Annotated in this window: 15 protein-coding genes; 11 read left to right on the top strand and 4 right to left on the bottom strand. The window is 67.2% G+C overall.

From position 1 onward, the window contains the following. The first annotated feature begins 196 nt into the window (after positions 1-196). Genes RCF34_RS10215 through RCF34_RS10205 form a run of 3 tightly spaced genes read left to right on the top strand, consistent with a single transcriptional unit; the run spans position 197 to position 4313 of the window. Entirely contained in the window at positions 197-1690 is a 1494-nt protein-coding gene (locus tag RCF34_RS10215; RefSeq protein ID WP_308708055.1) for an ATPase domain-containing protein, read from the top strand. Next, positions 1687-3789: an ATP-binding protein gene (locus RCF34_RS10210; protein WP_308708054.1), complete on the top strand. Its 2103-nt coding sequence runs from the start codon at positions 1687-1689 to the stop codon at positions 3787-3789. Before RCF34_RS10215 ends, RCF34_RS10210 begins: the two co-directional genes overlap by 4 nt. A 38-nt stretch (positions 3790-3827) precedes the next feature. Continuing rightward, on the top strand, positions 3828-4313 hold the full coding sequence (locus RCF34_RS10205; RefSeq protein WP_308708053.1) for a GNAT family N-acetyltransferase: 486 nt from the start codon (positions 3828-3830) through the stop codon (positions 4311-4313). A gap of 302 nt (positions 4314-4615) precedes the next feature. On the opposite strand, the gene codA is transcribed toward RCF34_RS10205, so the two are convergent. Beyond that, positions 4616-5857 carry a cytosine deaminase gene (gene codA / locus RCF34_RS10200; protein ID WP_308708052.1) on the bottom strand — a complete coding sequence of 414 codons (1242 nt, stop codon included), beginning with the start codon at positions 5855-5857 and terminating at the stop codon, positions 4616-4618. Between the two features lie 10 nt (positions 5858-5867). Then, positions 5868-7130: a cytosine permease gene (gene codB, locus RCF34_RS10195; RefSeq protein ID WP_308708051.1), complete on the bottom strand. Its 1263-nt coding sequence runs from the start codon at positions 7128-7130 to the stop codon at positions 5868-5870. 198 nt (positions 7131-7328) lie between these two features. Between codB and RCF34_RS10190 the strand changes: the two genes are divergently transcribed. The 8 genes from RCF34_RS10190 to RCF34_RS10155 all read left to right on the top strand — a co-directional run bounded on the left by RCF34_RS10190 (position 7329) and on the right by RCF34_RS10155 (position 16270). After that, positions 7329-8246, top strand: a complete 918-nt coding sequence (locus tag RCF34_RS10190; protein ID WP_308708050.1) for a 3-hydroxyacyl-CoA dehydrogenase family protein — start codon at positions 7329-7331, stop codon at positions 8244-8246. Next, positions 8243-9682, top strand: a complete 1440-nt coding sequence (locus RCF34_RS10185) for a sigma 54-interacting transcriptional regulator (RefSeq protein WP_308708049.1) — start codon at positions 8243-8245, stop codon at positions 9680-9682. Before RCF34_RS10190 ends, RCF34_RS10185 begins: the two co-directional genes overlap by 4 nt. A gap of 303 nt (positions 9683-9985) precedes the next feature. Further along, complete coding sequence (locus RCF34_RS10180) at positions 9986-11380, top strand: GntP family permease (protein WP_308708048.1); 1395 nt, start codon at positions 9986-9988, stop codon at positions 11378-11380. Positions 11381-11390: 10 nt separating this feature from the next. Beyond that, positions 11391-12143, top strand: coding sequence for a 3-hydroxybutyrate dehydrogenase (locus tag RCF34_RS10175; protein WP_308708047.1), 753 nt, complete (start codon positions 11391-11393; stop codon positions 12141-12143). Between the two features lie 19 nt (positions 12144-12162). After that, entirely contained in the window at positions 12163-12864 is a 702-nt protein-coding gene (locus tag RCF34_RS10170; protein ID WP_308708046.1) for a CoA transferase subunit A, read from the top strand. A gap of 1 nt (position 12865) precedes the next feature. Then, positions 12866-13492, top strand: coding sequence for a CoA transferase subunit B (locus tag RCF34_RS10165; protein ID WP_308708045.1), 627 nt, complete (start codon positions 12866-12868; stop codon positions 13490-13492). Between the two features lie 13 nt (positions 13493-13505). Continuing rightward, on the top strand, positions 13506-14687 hold the full coding sequence (locus tag RCF34_RS10160; protein WP_308708044.1) for an acetyl-CoA C-acetyltransferase: 1182 nt from the start codon (positions 13506-13508) through the stop codon (positions 14685-14687). A 161-nt stretch (positions 14688-14848) separates the two neighbouring features. After that, a complete protein-coding gene (locus RCF34_RS10155; RefSeq protein WP_308708043.1) occupies positions 14849-16270 on the top strand; it encodes a TIGR00366 family protein in 1422 nt (473 codons plus the stop codon). Positions 16271-16326: 56 nt separating this feature from the next. Here RCF34_RS10155 and RCF34_RS10150 read toward each other — a convergent pair whose 3' ends face one another. Beyond that, entirely contained in the window at positions 16327-16551 is a 225-nt protein-coding gene (locus RCF34_RS10150; RefSeq protein WP_007159037.1) for a hypothetical protein, read from the bottom strand. Between the two features lie 132 nt (positions 16552-16683). Then, positions 16684-17436, bottom strand: a complete 753-nt coding sequence (locus RCF34_RS10145) for a TerC family protein (protein ID WP_308708042.1) — start codon at positions 17434-17436, stop codon at positions 16684-16686. Between the last annotated feature and the right edge of the window lie 15 nt (positions 17437-17451).

Here is a 17451-nt window from a genome sequence, read left to right as displayed (position 1 = left end):
AGTGGCCCGAGGCAAGCGACGCGATTAGACTGACGATAATGTCGGGGCGACAGGTGCCTTCGACTTCCTGTACCGCCGTCTTCCGGCGCACTTCCATCAGTTGCCTACACCGTCGTCCCAACGTCTGCTGGGAAGCCATCTGCGCGGCGGGCTTGCTGTCCTCTTTCGTTCCCTTCGCCGCGAGGTCCGGTCACCCATGAGTTTTCCTAGCCCGTCAATTATCGCGACAGGCAATCCCGGCCTGGACGCGGTACTGCGCGGTGGCTTGCCGAAAGATCGGCTCTATCTGCTCGAGGGCACTCCGGGCTCGGGCAAGACCACGCTGGGCCTGCAGTTTCTCTTCGAAGGCGTGCGCCAGGGCGAGTCGGTGCTCTACATCACGCTGTCGGAGACCGGGGAAGAGCTGCAGAGCGTGGCCGAGTCCCATGGCTGGAGCCTGGACGGCGTGCATCTTTTCGAACTGTCGGCCGCCGATGCGGTACTGGGCGGTGCGCAGGAGCAAACCATCCTGCACCCCTGGGAGTCCGAGCTGGGTGACACCATAGGGCTGATCCAGGCTCGCGTGGATGAGCTCAAGCCTCGTCGCCTGGTATTCGACAGCCTGTCCGAGATGCGCCTGCTCGCTCAGGACCCGCTACGCTATCGGCGCCAGGTATTGGCGCTCAAGCAATTCTTTGCCGGGCGTGGCCTCACCGTTCTGCTGGTGGACGACCTGACCACCAGCGGCGGCGAACGGGACAATCACCTGCACAGCCTCTGCCACGGCGTCTTGACCCTGGAGCGGCTGACGCTGGAATTCGGTGCCGCCCGCCGTCGCCTACAGATCCAGAAGCTGCGCGGCGTGGACTTCGTCGCCGGCTATCATGACTTCACCATCCGCCGTGGCGGGCTAGAGGTCTATCCGCGCATGATCGCGGCAGGGCGCTACCAGGATTTTGCCGGCGAACCCGTGCCCAGCAACATCGCCGATATGGACGCCCTGCTGCACGGCGGGCCGCTGCGGGGCACCAGCACTCTGATCACTGGCCCGGCCGGTGCCGGCAAGACAACCCTGGCCCTGCAGTATGTGATGGCCGCCTGCGCGCGGGGCGAGAAGTGCGCCGTCTATGAGTTCGACGAGCGCATCGGCACCCTGCTCAAGCGCGCGGACAGCATGGGCATGCCGCTGCTGCGCTATATCCAGGAGGGGCTGCTGGTGGTCCACCAGATCGATCCCGCCGAGCTGTCTCCGGGCGAGTTCGCCTGGCGCGTGCGGCGGGATGTCGAGGAGGACGGCTGCCGAATGCTGGTGTTGGACAGCCTCAACGGTTACCTGGCTGCCATGCCGCAGGAACAGCAGCTGATCCTGCAGATGCACGAACTGCTCTCGTACCTGAGCCAGTCCGGGGTGGTGACCTTTCTCATCAATCCCCAGCACGGGCTCGTCGGCTCGATGACCTCCAGTCTCGACATCTCCTATATCGCCGACACCGTGGTGCTGATCCGCTTCTTCGAGGCGCAGGGGCGCCTACGCAAGGCCATTTCCATCCTCAAGCACCGCGGGGGCGGTCACGAGGACGCGATCAGGGAATTGCGCATCGACACCCAGGGCATTCGGGTCGGCAAACCCCTGGTGGACTTCCGCGGCGTACTGACCGGCACGCCGGAGTATTTCGGTGCCAAACAGCCCCTGATGGAAGAGCGCGATTGACAAAGAACGCAGTGCCGTCCTGCGAACTCATCATCTGCGCGCCCTTGAGAGGTGACGCAGCCAGCCTGCAGCGGCTCTTTACCCAGGGCTACCACACCCGTTATCTGTCCACCCTGGACGAGGTGGCGGCGACGCTTGGCGACGACATCGGGATCATCGTCTTCACCGAAGAGGCTCTGCGCCAGGACATGAGATCCCTGGCCGGGGCACTGGAACGGCAGCCGACCTGGTCGGACATTCCGCTGGTGCTGCTGGCGTCCGATTCCAAGCGTTCGGGACGGGGCAATGATCTCCTGCGCCGTCAGTTGCCTGCGGCGGCGACCAATCTGGTCATCCTGGAACGGCCTCTGAGTGGGGCTTCCCTGCTGAGCAGCGTCGCGGCCGCATGGCGCTCACGCTTGCGCCAGTTCGATATGCGCGATCGCCTCGCCGAACTCGCCCAGGAGCGCGAGCGCATGCAGACGCTGCTGGAAAACCTGCCAGTCGGGGTGTGCTTCATGGACGGTGAAGGCCGCACTCTGGTCAGCAACCCCTTCTATGACCAGCATGTGTCCGGCCGCCAGATTCCGTCGCGACACCCTGAGGAGGCGCTACGCTGGGCCGCTCTCGACACTGCCGGTCAATTGCTACCACCCGATCAGTTCCCGGGGGCGCGGGCCTTGCGGGGCGAGCGGGTGAAGGGACAGGACTTCTATCACTCCAACGACGCGGGCGAGGAGTCCTGGCTACGCGTCAGCGCGGTGCCCTTGCACGACGAGGCTCAGCGGGTCATCGGCGCGACGACAATGATTGCCGACATCAGCGAGGAAAAGCGCGCGGAACTGGCATTGCGGCGCTTCAACGAAGAACTGGAATCCCAGGTGGCGGAACGAACGCGCACCCTCGCCCATACCTTGAGCGAGTTGCAACGGGAAACCACCGAGCGCGGTCGCGCCGAAGAGCAGCTCCGCCAGTCGTTGAAGATGGAAGCGGTCGGCCAGCTCACGGGCGGTATCGCCCATGACTTCAACAACATGCTGACCGGCGTACTGGGCGCGCTGGATCTGATGAGACTCAAGGGCAAGCGCCAGCTGGAAGGCCTGGAGCGTTACATGGATGCGGCGCAGCAGTCGGCGCATCGGGCAGCATCGCTCACCCAGCGATTACTGGCCTTCTCGCGCCGGCAATCGCTGGAATCCCGGCCCATGTCCGCCAACGAACTGATCCTGGCGCTGCAGGAACTGCTGCAACGCACGGTGAGCGAGCAGATCGCGGTGACCCTGGTCCTTGCCGATGACCTGCCCTGGATCCTGGCCGACGCCAATCAGCTGGAGAACGCCCTTCTCAACCTGGTGATCAACGCCCGCGATGCCATGCCGGACGGCGGGGTCATCACCCTGGCGACGTCCCTGGTCGCCGTTACCGAACAGGGGACCGAGGACGATGCCCTGGCTCCGGGAGACTATGTCTGCATCGAGGTCCGGGACACCGGGACCGGCATCCCGGAGCGGCTGCTGGGCAAGGTGCTCGAACCCTTCTTCACCACCAAGCCGCAAGGTCAGGGCACGGGGCTGGGCCTGTCGATGGTGTATGGCTTCGCCCGGCAGAGCAACGGCCGCCTGACCATCGTCAGCGACGAGTGCGGCACCCGGGTTCGCGTCTATCTGCCGACGGTGGAGCAGATAGCCGAGCCGAACCGATCCACGCCTGCGGAATTCACCCAGGGCGCTGGCGAAACCATCCTGCTGGTGGAAGACGACGACGCCGTCCGCCTGGTCAACCAGGAGGCGCTGGAAGCGTTGGGCTATCGAGTCTGGAGCGCGGCCGAAGGCAAGATCGCGCTGCGCCTGCTGGAGCAGATCCCCGAGTTGAACCTGCTGGTAACCGATGTCGGCCTGCCGGGCCTGAATGGGCGCCAGCTGGCGGAGGTGATCCAGCAGCTCAGACCACGGCTGCCGGTGCTGTTCCTCACCGGCTACGCCGAGGGCGCGCTCAGTAGGACGGCCTTCCTGGGTGGTAACATGGAGCTCATGACCAAGCCCTTCACCCTGGACCAGCTGGCCGCGCAGGTCGCCGCCATGCTGGCCGGGTCCGCCAATCGGGTGACGGCCACCTCCTGAGGTCGCCGGCGCTCCAGCGACCTAGCCAAGGAACCCCCATGACGCTCCAGATCCGCCCTGCCCGCCGCGAGGACGCCGCCCGTATCCATGCCCTGATCGTCGAGCTGGCCGACTACGAAAAGGCCGTCCACGAGGTGCTGGCCAGTCCGGCGCAGATCGAGGCCACGCTGTTCGCCGTCGACACCCCGACCCGTGCACTGGTTGCGGAGCACGAAGGCGCGGTGGTGGGCTATGCCGTGTATTTCTACAGCTATTCCACTTGGCTGGGCCGCAACGGCATCTACCTGGAAGACCTCTATGTGAGCCCGATCGCCCGCGGCACCGGCCTGGGCAAGGGGCTGCTGCGCGAACTGGCTCGGGAGGCGGTAGCCAATGACTGCGGCCGCCTGGAATGGAGCGTGCTGGACTGGAACACCCCGGCCATCGACTTCTACGAAAGCCTGGGCGCCCAGGCCCAGAGCGAATGGGTGCGCTATCGCCTGGACGGTGCCGCACTACGGGATTTCGCGGAAAGCGGGCGGTAGCCAGTTCGGCGTAGGTTGGGTTGAGCGCCAACACCGCACCGTTGGGCTTCGACCATAGCGCCGTCTCAACCCAACCTACGGTAACCGCGGCCGCGCCTACGTAAATCCGGCGCCGTAGCCTGGAAAACGGCGCAGCCCTTTCCACTGGGACTTCGGCATGGCGCCTGCCCTCACCCCCAGCCCTCTCCCAGAGGAAGAGGGGGCCCTGTCCGAGTGGGCATCAGGTCCTTGCCAGTCCTGAGAAATCGCAAGCGACCGGCACCCGCCCGTCCGCATCGCCCGGCCGCCCTGACCGCCATCCGCTACTGATCCGCCAGCGCCACCTGGGCCGGGCGGCGCTGCATCAGCACCTTGCCGTTACGGATGGAATACAGCGGCAGGCCCTGGCTGCGGACCATTTCGTAATCGCTGTCGGCGGAGAGCACCAGCAGGTTGGCTGGCCGCCCCTCCTCCAGGCCGTAGCGGTCGCCCAGGCACAGCGCCTTGGCGCTGTTGACCGTGACCAGGTCCAGCGCCGATTGCAGGTTGCGATAGCCGAGCATGTGGCAGATGTGCAGCCCCGCTTCCAGCACGCGCAGGATGTTGCCGTTGCCCAGCGGATACCAGGGATCGACGATGGAATCCTGGGCGAAGCAGACGTTGAGGCCGGCTTCCAGCAACTCGTTGACCCGGGTCACGCCGCGGCGCTTGGGGAAGCTGTCGAAGCGGCCTTGCAGGTGGATGCTCTCGGTCGGGCAGGAGATGAAATTGATGCCGGCGTGGGTCAGCAGGCGGAACAGCTTGGCGCAGTAGGCGTTGTCGTAGGAGCCCATGGCGGTGGTGTGGCTGGCGGTGACCCGCGAGCCCATGCCGCGGCTGCGCGCCTCTTCGGCCAGCACCTCAAGGAAGCGCGAGTGGGGATCGTCGGTCTCGTCGCAATGGACGTCCACCAGGCAGCCGGTGCGCTCGGCCAGGTCCATGAGGAATTTCACCGAGCTCACCCCCTGGTCGCGGGTGTATTCGAAGTGCGGGATGCCGCCGACCACATCGGCGCCCAGGCGGATCGACTCCTCCATCAGCTCGCGCCCGTTCCTGAAGGACTCGATGCCCTCCTGGGGAAAGGCGACGATCTGCAGATCGATCAGGTGACGGGTTTCCTCGCGCACCTCCAGCATGGCCTTGAGCGCGGCCAGGGACGGATCGGTGACGTCGACATGGGTGCGTACGTGCTGGATGCCGTGGGCGGCCAGGGCGCGGATGGTGCGCGTGGCGCGGGTCTTGGTGTCTTCCTGGGTGATGGTGGCCTTGCGCTCGCCCCAGCATTCGATGCCTTCGAACAGGGTGCCGCTCATGTTCCAGCGCGGCTCGCCGGCGGTCAGGGTGGCGTCGAGGTGGATGTGCGGCTCGACGAAGGGCGGCACCACCAGGTTGCCGGCGGCGTCGATGTCGTCCGGCCCCACCGCGGGAGGCATGAGCTGCTCGGCGATGGCGGCGATGCGTCCGCCTTCCAGGCGGATGTCATGGAGGCCTTCGCGGTCACGCAGGCGGGCGTTGAGGATGCGCATGGTCGATCTCCTAGAGCGAAGCGGGGGCGGCGGCACGGCGACCGCGACTCAGCCCATTGAACACGCCATAGCCGAGCGCCGCCACCCCGATGCCTACCAGGGGCGCGACCCAGGGTGAACCGAAGGCGGCCAGGGTGCCCAGCCCATAGGCGGCCAGGCCCGGCCAGTTGTAGTGCGGCAGGCGGGCCTCGGCGAGGAGCGGGTAGCGGCCATGGTGGCGCAGCCAGAAGTCGGCGACGATCACCCCGCCGATCGGCGGGATCACGGTGCCGAGCAGTACCAGATAGGGCACCAGCAGGTCGTACATGCCCAGCACCGCCAGGGCGGTGCCGATCAGGGCGCCGGCCAGGGTCACCGTCTTGCGGCGGCTGGTGCGCACCAGGTTGCAGCCGGCCACGGCGAAGTTGTAGATGGTGTTGTCCTGGGTGCTCCAGATGTTGAGCAGCAGCATCGCCAGGGCAGCGGTGGCGAAGCCCTGCAGCATCAGCACCTCCACCACGTCCGGCTGCTGGTAGACGATGGCGCCATAGGCGCCGATCAGCACCATCAGGCCGTTGCCGATGAAGAACCCGATCAGGCTGGCCAGCACCGCCACCCGGGTGGAGCGGGCGAAGCGCGTCCAGTTGGTGGCCTGGGTGGCGCCGCTGACGAAGGTGCCGAACACCAGCGTGATGGCGGTGGAGAGGTCCAGGCTGGCGCTGGGCTGGATCGCCAGCAGGCCGGCCAGGCCGCCGGCCTTGGCGGTGGTCACGCTCATGGACAGGATCAGCAGCAGCGCCATGGCCGGCACGGCGATCCAGGAAAGGATCTCCAGGCCCCGATAGCCGATGTAGGCGGTGGCGCAGAAGCCCAGGCCGAACACCGCCATCAGCGCCAGCACCGCGCCCTGCTCCAGGCCGAAGTACTTGCCCAGCACCACGGCAGCGGTGGCCGTACCCCAGGCGTACCAGCCGATCTGGGTGAAGCCGAGGATGAGGTCGCACAGCTTGCTGCCGCGTTCGCCGAAGGCGAAGCGCCCCATCAGCACCGAATTGAGGCCGCTGCGACAGGCGATATGGCCGAGGGCCGCGGCGTAGAGTCCCAAGAGCAGATTACCCAGGGCGATCACCAGCAGCAGGTCGGCGAAACCGAAGGCCACCCCCAGCTTGCCGCCGGCGAACATGGTGGCGGTGAAGAAGGTGAAGCCCAGCAGCACCATGGCCAGGGAGGCCAACCCCTTGCGGGCGTGGGGCGGGACTTCGCTCAGGGGATAGTCGTTGCCAGCGTTGCTCATAAAGGACTCCTCGGGATGGGCGTGCCTCTCCTGTAGCAGTGGCCATGCCAGACCCTGCCAAGGGGCGTGGCAGAGCCCGGAGTCCCGTAGCGAACCCATTACCAGGGCCCGCCTTTGGTGCAAGGCGGCATCCCGTGCCTTGGCCGGGGGCGGTCAAGTGTGAGACGGTTGCCGCGGCCGTCTCACAAGGAAAAGATCATGACCACGCCACGCCTCGCCGTCCTGGGTTCCGGTCTCATGGGCATCGGCATCGCCGTGCGCCTGGCGCGCCATGGCCATGCCGTGCGGCTGCAGGACGTCGACCCCGCCCGCCTCGCCGAGGTGGCCGCCACCGCGCGCACCCTGCTCGCCGAGCTGGAAGAAGCCGACATCGCGGTGGACCCCGAGGCGGTCATCGCCCGCCTGACCACCACGACCGACCTGGCCGATCTCGCCGACTGCGACCTGCTGTTCGAAGCCGTGCCCGAGCGCCTGGAGCTCAAGCACCGGCTCTATGCCCAGCTCGAAGCCGTGCTGCGCGCCGATGCCCTGATCGCCAGCAACACCAGCGGCCTGCCACCGGACGAGCTGGCCGCGCACCTGCGCCATCCCGAGCGCCTGCTGATCGCCCACTTCTGGAATCCGCCGCACTTCATTCCCCTGGTGGAGCTGGTGCCCGGCACGGCCACCCTGCCCGCTCACCTGGAGGCCGTCCGCCAGCTGCTGGAAGCCGCCGACCTGGAAGCCGTGGTGCTGCAGCGCGCCATTCCCGGCTTCGTCGGCAATCGCCTGCAATTCGCCCTGCTGCGCGAGGCCCTGCACATCGTGCAGAGCGGCGCGGCGGATGCCGAGACGGTGGACCGGGTGATGCGCGCCTCCCTGGGTCGGCGCTATGCCATGGTCGGTCCGCTGGAAGCGGCGGACATGGGTGGCCTGGATACCTTTCGCGACATCGCCCGGCATCTCTGGCCGACCCTGGCGCGGGACGAGGCGCCGCTGCAGCTGCTGGAAGACCAGGTGGCGGCCGGCCGCACCGGGTTGCGTAGCGGCCACGGCTTCTATGATTGGGACGCGGCGCGGCGCGAGCGCATCGTCCAGCGGCGCCTGCACCAGCTGCGCCACGCGCTGAAGCCATGAGCCGCACCCCGCCGGGTCTGCCCGGGCTGGAAGACTACGCCGACATCCGCCAACGGGCGATCCGCTCGCTGTTCGAGATCATCGAGCAGACCAGCAACGGCACGGTGATCGTCGACCGCGAGGCACGCATCGTCTGGATCAACCAGAGATACGCCCAGCACTTCGGCCTGCCGGATGCCGCCGCCGCCATCGGCCAGCCAGTGGAACAGATCATTCCCCACAGCCTCCTGCGCGAGGTGGCGCGCAATGGCCAGCCGATCCTGCTCGACATGTTGGAGACCCGCAACGGACCGCTGGTGGTGATGCGCCTGCCGATCCATACCGACGAGGGCGAGTTGATCGGCGCCATCGGCTTCGCCCTGTTCGACCAGTTGCAGCAACTGGCGCCGCTGGTGACCCGCTACCTGCGCATCCAGGAGGAACTGGCCACCACCCGGCGTTCGCTGCAGCATGCGCGCACCGCCAAGTACGGCTTCGGCCACTTCGTCGGCAGCGGACCGGCCAGCCTGGAGGTCAAGCGTCGCGCCCGGCGCGTCGCCGCCAGCGAGGCCGCGGTGCTGCTGCTGGGCGAGACCGGCACCGGCAAGGAGTTGCTGGCCCACGCCATCCACGGCGCTTCGCCACGGGCCGGGCGGCCCTTCGTCAGCATCAATGCCGCGGCCATCCCGGAAAGCCTGTTGGAAGCAGAATTCTTCGGCACCGCGCCCGGCGCCTTCACCGGCGCCGAGCGACGGGCCCGACCGGGCAAGCTGCAGATCGCCCAGGGCGGCACCCTGTTTCTCGACGAGATCGGCGACATGCCGCTGGCCTTGCAGGCCAAGCTGCTGCGGGTGCTGCAGGAAAAGGAATACGAGCCCTTGGGCTCCAACGAGGTGCTGGCCTGCGACGTGCGCATGATCGCCGCCACCTCCCGTGACCTGGAGGCCGCCGTGGCCGAGGGGCGCTTTCGCGCCGATCTCTACTACCGCCTCAACGTGCTGCCGATCCGCATTCCGCCGCTGCGTGAACGCCTGGACGACCTGGCGGTGCTGGCGGAAGCCATCCTCGACAGCCTACCCCAGGTAGGCGGACAGTCGACGCCCGACCTCACCGCCGATGGCCTGGCGCTGCTGCAGCGCCAACCCTGGCCCGGCAACGTGCGCGAGTTACGCAACGTGCTGGAGCGTGCCGTGCTGCTGGGTGACGACAGCCAGCTGGATGCCGCGGCGCTGGCGGTGGCCCTGGGCGTTTCCGCCGAACTGCCAGCCAGGCAGCCCCTGGCGAGCGCCACCGGCGAAACCTATGCCGAAGCCCGCCAGCGCTTCGACCGGGATCTGTTCCAGGCGACCCTGGCCACCTGCGGCGGCAAGGTGGACGAAGCCGCCCGCCGCCTGGGTCTGGGGCGGTCCACACTGTACAAGAAGCTGGTGGAGCTGGGACTGACGTCTCTCAAATGAGACATATCCAGATAAAGAGACAGTCTTTAGGAACGGCTGTAGGTTGGGATGGGACGGCTCTATCGTCGAAGCCCGACATTGCCGGCATCATGCCGATGTCGGGCTTCGCTTCGCTCAACTCAGCCGGCAATGTCCACCTTTTGAGACAATTTATCGATAGCGGATGACGATCGAAATAAAAATTCATATAAAACAATAAGTTATAAATCTGGCACGGTTCTGGCTGCTGCATTCGGGCGATCCCTGCATCGCCCTTATAACAACAAGAACCGCTTCGCCCCAGGCGAAGCTCTAGGAGAAGCCATGAGTGTCCTGATCGCACTCGCTGCCCTGGCGCTGCTGATGTTCGCCGCCTACCGGGGTTTCAGCGTCATCCTCTTCGCCCCCCTCGCCGCCCTCGGCGCCGTGTTGCTCACCGATCCGTCCGCCGTGGCGCCCGCCTTCACCGGGGTGTTCATGGACAAGATGGTGGGCTTTCTCAAACTCTATTTCCCGGTGTTCATGCTGGGCGCCCTGTTCGGCAAGCTGATCGAGCTGTCGGGTTTTTCCCGCGCCATCGTCGCCGCGGCCATTCGCCTGCTCGGTCGCGAGCGGGCCATCCCGGTGATCGTCGCGGTCTGCGCCCTGCTCACCTATGGCGGTGTCTCGCTGTTCGTGGTGGTCTTCGCCGTCTATCCCTTCGCGGCGGAGATGTTTCGCCAGAGCGACATCCCCAAGCGGCTGATCCCGGCGACCATCGCCCTGGGCGCCTTCTCCTTCACCATGGACGCCCTGCCAGGCACGCCGCAGATCCAGAACATCATCCCCACCAGCTTCTTCCAGACCACCGCCTGGGCCGCGCCCTGGCTGGGCCTGGCCGGTTCGCTGTTCGTCATCGCCGTGGGCCTGACCTACCTCGGCAGCGCTCGCCGCAAGGCCCGCACCAGTGGCGAAGGCTATGCCAGCGTGCCGCTGCGCAACGAGCCGGAGACCGCCGCCGACCTGCCGCTGCCCAATCCCTGGCTGGCCCTGGCGCCGCTGGTGCTGGTGGGCGTGCTCAACCTGCTGCTGACCCACTGGATTCCCGACTGGTACGGCGCCACCCATAACCTGGCGCTGCCCGGCATGGCCAAGCCGGTGACCCAGGAGGTCGCCAAGCTGACCGGTATCTGGGCGGTGGAAGGTGCGCTTCTGGCGGGCATCCTGCTGGTGCTGGCGACCGGCTTCGGCGCCATCCGCGGGCGCCTGGCCGAAGGCAGCAAGACCGCCGTCTCCGGCGCCCTGCTGGCGGGGATGAATACGGCGTCGGAATACGGCTTCGGCGCGGTGATCGCCGCCCTGCCCGGCTTCGTGCTGTTCGCCCAGGGCCTCAAGGCCATCCCCGATCCGCTGATCAACGAAGCGGTGAGCGTGACCCTGCTGGCCGGTATCACCGGCTCGGCGTCAGGTGGCATGAGCATCGCCCTGGCCGCCATGAGCGACACCTTCATCGCCGCCGCCAACGCGGCCGGCATCCCGCTGGAGGTGCTGCACCGGGTGGCGGCCATGGCGAGCGGCGGCATGGACACCCTGCCGCACAACGGCGCGGTCATCACCCTGCTGGCGGTGACCGGCCTGACCCACCGCGAAGCCTATGGCGGCGTGTTCAAGATCACCCTGATCAAGACCGTGGCGGTGTTCTTCGTCATCGCCCTCTATTACCTGACCGGCCTCGTCTAAGGAGACCACCATGGACCTCACCGGCAAGACCGCCCTGGTCACCGGCTCCACCAGCGGCATCGGCCTGGGCATCGCCCAGCGCCTGGCCACCGCTGGCGCCACCCTCATCCTCAACGGCTTCGGCGATCCCGCTGTGGCCCAGGCCAGCCTCGTGGGCCGCTCGGGTTTCCATGGCGCGGACCTGTCCAGGCCGGAAGAGATCGAAGACCTCTTCGCCTACGCCCGGCGCGACTTCGGCGGCGTGGACATCCTGGTCAACAACGCCGGCATCCAGCACGTGGCGCCGGTGGAAGATTTCCCGGTGGAGCGCTGGGACGCGGTGATCGCCCTCAACCTCTCGGCCGTCTTCCACACTACCCGCCTGGCCCTGCCGACCATGCGCGAACGCGACTGGGGCCGCATCGTCAACATCTCCTCGGTGCATGGCCTGGTCGCCTCCACCGGCAAGGCCGCCTACGTCGCCGCCAAGCACGGCGTGGTGGGCCTGACCAAGGTCACCGCCCTGGAAACCGCCCGCACCGGCATCACCTGCAACGCGCTCTGCCCGGGCTTCGTGCTCACCCCGCTGATCCAGCAGCAGCTGGACAGCCGTGGCAGCGACCCGGACCAGGCCCGCCGCGACCTGCTCAGCGAGAAGCAGCCGTCGCAGGAATTCGTCACCACCGACCAACTGGGCGAACTGGCGCTGTTCCTGTGCAGCGATGCCGCCGCCCAGGTGCGCGGCGCCGCCTGGACCATGGACGGCGGCTGGACCGCCCAATAACGACAAGAGGATCTCTGCCATGAACAAGCTCTATCCCAATGCCGCGGCCGCCCTCGACGGGCTGGTCAGCGACGGCATCACCCTGGCCGTGGGCGGCTTCGGCCTCTGCGGCATCCCCGAGGCGCTGATCGCCGCCCTGCGCGACACCGGCGCCCGCGAACTGACCGCCATCAGCAACAACGCCGGGGTGGACGGCTTCGGCCTCGGCCAACTGCTGGAGACGCGGCAGATCCGCAAGATGATTTCCTCCTACGTGGGCGAGAACAAGGAATTCGAGCGCCAGTACCTGGCCGGCGAACTGGAGCTGGAATTCACTCCCCAGGGCACCCTGGCCGAGAAGCTGCGCGCCGGTGGCGCGGGCATCCCGGCGTTCTACACCCGCACCGGCTACGGCACCCTGGTGGCCGAGGGCAAGGAGGTCCGCGACTTCGATGGCCAGCCCCATGTCATGGAACGGGCGCTGACCGCCGACGTGGCCCTGGTCAAGGCGCAACGCGCCGACAAGGCCGGCAACCTGGTCTTCAACAAGACCGCGCGCAACTTCAATCCGCTGTGCGCCATGGCCGGTCGCGTCTGCGTCGCCGAGGTGGAAGAGCTGGTGGAAATCGGCGAGCTGGACCCCGACCAGATCCACCTGCCCGGTATCTTCGTGCAGCGCCTGGTGGTCAACGCCAACCCCGAGAAACGTATCGAGAAACGCACCCTGAGCGAGGAGAAGTAAGATGGCCTGGACCCGCGAACAGATGGCGCAACGCGCCGCCCGGGAGCTGCAGGACGGCTTCTACGTCAACCTCGGCATCGGCTTGCCGACCCTCGTCGCCAACTACATCCCCGCCGGCATGGACGTCTGGCTGCAGTCGGAGAACGGCCTGCTCGGCATCGGTCCCTTCCCCACCGCCGAGACGGTCGATCCGGACCTGATCAACGCCGGCAAGCAGACCGTCACCGCGCTGCCCGGCAGCAGTTATTTCGACAGCGCCGCCAGCTTCGGCATGATCCGCGGCGGCCACGTCAACCTGGCCATCCTCGGCGCCATGCAGGTGTCGGCACAGGGCGACCTGGCCAACTGGATGATTCCCGGCAAGATGGTCAAGGGCATGGGCGGCGCCATGGACCTGGTGGCCGGCGTGCAGCGCGTGGTGGTGCTGATGGAGCATACCGCCAAGGGCGCCCACAAGATCCTGCCGGCCTGCGACCTGCCGCTGACCGGGGTCGGCGTGGTCGACCTGATCATCACCGACCTGGCCGTGCTGGAGGTGACCGAAGGCGGCCTCAGGCTGGTGGAACTGGCCGCAGGCGTCAGCCTCGATGAACTGCGCGCCGCCACCGGCGCCCCCATCCAAGCCTGAGGAGACCCCTACCATGCAAGACGTCGTCATCGTCGCCGCCACCCGCACCGCGGTCGGCAGTTTCCAGGGCTCCCTGGCCAATGTGCCCGCGGTGGAGCTTGGCGCCACCGTCATCCGCGCCCTGCTGGAGCAGACCGGCGTGGCGCCAGCGCAGGTGGATGAAGTCATCCTCGGTCAGGTACTCACCGCCGGCGCCGGCCAGAATCCGGCGCGCCAGGCGGCGGTCAAGGCCGGCCTGCCCCACGAAGTACCGGCCCTGACCCTGAACAAGGTCTGTGGCTCCGGCCTCAAGGCGGTGCAGTTGGCCGTCCAGGCGATCCGTTGCGGCGACGCCGAGATCGTCGTCGCCGGCGGCATGGAGAACATGAGCCTGGCGCCCTATGTGCTGCCCAAGGTGCGCACCGGCTTGCGCCTGGGCCATGCCGAGCTGGTCGACTCCATGATCAGCGATGGGCTGTGGGATGCCTTCAACGACTACCACATGGGCCAGACCGCGGAGAACCTGGTGCTGCAGTACCAGCTCAGCCGCGAGGCCCAGGACGCCTTTGCCGCGCGCTCCCAGCAGCGCGCCGCGGCAGCGGTGGAATCCGGCCGCTTCCGCGCGGAGATCACCCCGGTGGCCATTCCCCAGCGCAAGGGCGAACCGCTGCTGTTCGACACCGACGAGGGCATCCGCGCCGACACCACCGCCGCAGGCCTGGCGCGGTTGCGCCCGGCCTTTACCAAGGACGGCAGCGTCACGGCCGGCAACGCCTCCAGCCTCAACGACGGCGCCGCGGCAGTGCTGGTGATGAGCGCGGCCAAGGCCGCCGCCCTGGGCCTGACGCCGCTGGCGCATGTCACCGCCTATGCCAGCGCCGGGGTGGACCCGGCGATCATGGGCATCGGCCCGGTCTCGGCCACCCGCAAGGCCCTGGAAAAGGCCGGCTGGCGGTTGGCCGATCTGGACCTGATCGAGGCCAACGAAGCCTTCGCCGCCCAGGCCCTGGCCGTGGGCCAGGAGCTGGGCTGGGATGACGAGAAGGTCAACGTCAACGGCGGCGCCATCGCCCTGGGCCACCCCATCGGCGCCTCGGGGTGTCGGGTGCTGGTGACCCTGCTCCACGAATTGCGCCGCCGTGATGGGCGTCGAGGCTTGGCGACCCTGTGTATCGGTGGCGGCCAGGGCGTGGCGCTGGCGGTGGAGCGGCGGTAGCAAGCGTCGGTTGGGTTGAGCGCAGCGAAGCCCAACGATCCCAAGCCGCGTTCCTCGTGTTGGGCTTCGATGATGGAGCCGTCTCAGCCCAACCTACGTCTCGCCTGGTACCGCGCCACTCCAGCGTCTTCCCATACAAAACAACAACAAAAGGATCTCCCATGACCACCACCCCCTCCCGCGATTCGCGCAGCGCGCGGTTCGCCCTGGCCTGTTCCAACTGGGCCGAACGCTGGTTTCCCGATTCCTGGGTGTTCGCCGTGCTCGCCGTGGCCGTGGTGGCCCTGGCCGCCCTCGGCATGGGCGCGCCAGCAGCCAAGACCGCCAAGGCCTTTGGCGACGGTTTCTGGAGTCTGATTCCCTTCACCATGCAGATGGCCTTCGTGGTCATCGGCGGCTACGTGGTGGCCAGTTCCGGTCCGGCCGGGCGCCTGATCGAGCGCCTGGCGCGGGTGCCCCGCACCGGCCGCGGCGCGGTGTGCTGGGTGGCCCTGGTGGCCATGCTCGCCTCCCTGCTGAACTGGGGCCTGAGCCTGGTGTTCGGCGGCCTGCTGGTGCGAGCCCTGGCCCGCCGCGAAGAACTCAAGATGGACTATCGCGCCGCCGGCGCCGCGGCCTACCTGGGTCTGGGCGCGGTCTGGGCGCTGGGCCTGTCGTCGTCCGCAGCGCAACTGCAGGCCAATCCGGCCAGCCTGCCGCCGTCGATCCTCGCCATCACCGGGGTGATTCCCTTCAGCCAGACGCTGTTCCTCTGGCAATCCGGCGCCCTGCTGCTGGTGCTGCTGGTGGTCTCGGCGGTGATCGCCTATGTCACCGCGCCGGGGCCGGACAGCGCCCGGGATGCCCGCGCCTGTGGCGTCGACGTCACCCCGGCACCCAAGCCGGCCGCCAGGCCGACCCGTCCGGGCGAATGGCTGGAATACAGCCCGATCCTGATCGTGCTGCTGGTGCTCCTGGCCACCGGCTGGCTGGTACAGGAATTCGCCAGCAAGCCGGCCATCGAGGCCATCTCCGGGCTGAACACCTACAACCTGTTGTTCATCTCCCTGGGCGCCCTGCTGCACTGGCGGCCGCGGCACTTCCTCGACGCCGTGGCCCGCGCCGTACCGGCCACCACCGGGGTGCTGATCCAGTTTCCGCTGTACGGCTCCATCGCCGCCATCCTGACCAAGGTCAATGGCGCCGATGGCCAGACCCTGGCGCACCATATCGCGGCATTTTTCACCCAGATCGCCACCCACGACACCTTCGCCCTGCTGATGGGCGTCTACTCGGCGCTGCTGGGGTTCTTCATCCCGTCGGGCGGGGGCAAGTGGATCATCGAGGCGCCCTATGTGATGCAGGTAGCCAACGATCTGCAATATCACCTGGGTTGGGCCGTGCAGATCTACAACGCCGCCGAGGCGCTGCCGAATCTGATCAATCCCTTCTATATGCTGCCGCTGCTGGGCGTGCTGGGGCTGAAGGCGCGCGACCTGGTCGGCTTTTCCTTCGTGCAGCTGCTGGTCCATGCACCCTTGGTGCTGGTGCTGCTGTGGCTGTTGGGGGGAACGTTGGCCTATCTGCCGCCGGTACACCCGTAGCTCGGGTGAGGCGCAGACGGTAAAGCGGGAGAGGTAGAGCGGGAGCCGGCTGAAACTCAGCCGGCGATGGCCAGGCGGGTGCTGTCGATGATGGCCTGCAGGCGACTCGGGTTGCTGTATTCGTCGCGATAGATCCGGCGGGTGTGCTTGGCCACGCCATGCTCGTTGACCACGATGAAGGAAAAACCACGCTTGCTGGGGGCGTCGATGACGCAGCTCATCGGCGCGAAAGCGGCGCTGAGGGCATGCATGGCGTTCTGGGCTTGGGCTTGTATGTTCATGACTTCAGTTGTAAACCTCACGTGTGACGCTGCTATGACAAAGGTCTTGACCGATAGTGCCTAGACCTTCCAGTTATTGTTAGCAATAGGCGTGCCGGAATGTAACAAGGCCTTTTCCGACACGCCCTGCCCTCACTTGCCGGCAGCCTGCTGGCGACGCCTGGCCCGCCGCGACAGCATGTTCAGACCCTCGATCAGCGCCGAGAAGGCCATGGCCGCGTAGATGTAGCCCTTGGGCACATGGGCGCCGAAGCCTTCGGCGATCAGGGTCATGCCGATCATGATCAGGAATCCCAGCGCCAGCATCACGACGGTGGGATTGCGGTCGATGAACTTGGCCAGGGGGTCGGCCGCCAGCAACATGACGGTCACCGCCACCACCACCGCGATCACCATCACCGGCAGGTGCTCGGTCATGCCGACGGCGGTGATGATGCTGTCCACCGAGAACACCAGGTCCAGCAAGAGGATCTGCACGATGGCCGAGCCGAAGGCCAGGGTCGCCGTCTCGCCGCCCTTGGTCAGGGCGCTGTCGGGCTCGGGATCGACGTTGTGGTGGATCTCCTTGGTCGCCTTCCACAGGAGGAACAGGCCACCGGCGATGAGGATCAGGTCCTTCCAGGAAAAGCTCTTGCCGAACACCTCGATGATGGGTTCGGTGAGCTGGACGATCCAGGCCACGGTGCCGAGCAGACCCAGGCGCAGGATCAGCGCCAGGCTGATGCCGATGCGGCGGCCCTTCTGCTGTTGGTGAGCGGGCAGCTTGTTGGTCAGGATGGAGATGAAGATGAGATTGTCGATACCCAGCACCACCTCCATCACGATCAAGGTGGCCAGGGCAGCCCAGACGGTCGGGTCGGCGGCGAGTTGTAGCAGATAGTCCATTGCGGCGCGGTTCCA

The sequence above is a fragment of the Pseudomonas sp. 102515 genome (genome assembly GCF_031085165.1).
Lineage (GTDB): Bacteria > Pseudomonadota > Gammaproteobacteria > Pseudomonadales > Pseudomonadaceae > Chryseomonas.
Note: the sequence above shows the minus strand (reverse complement) of the source record. Positions and strands in the feature narration are given on the sequence as shown.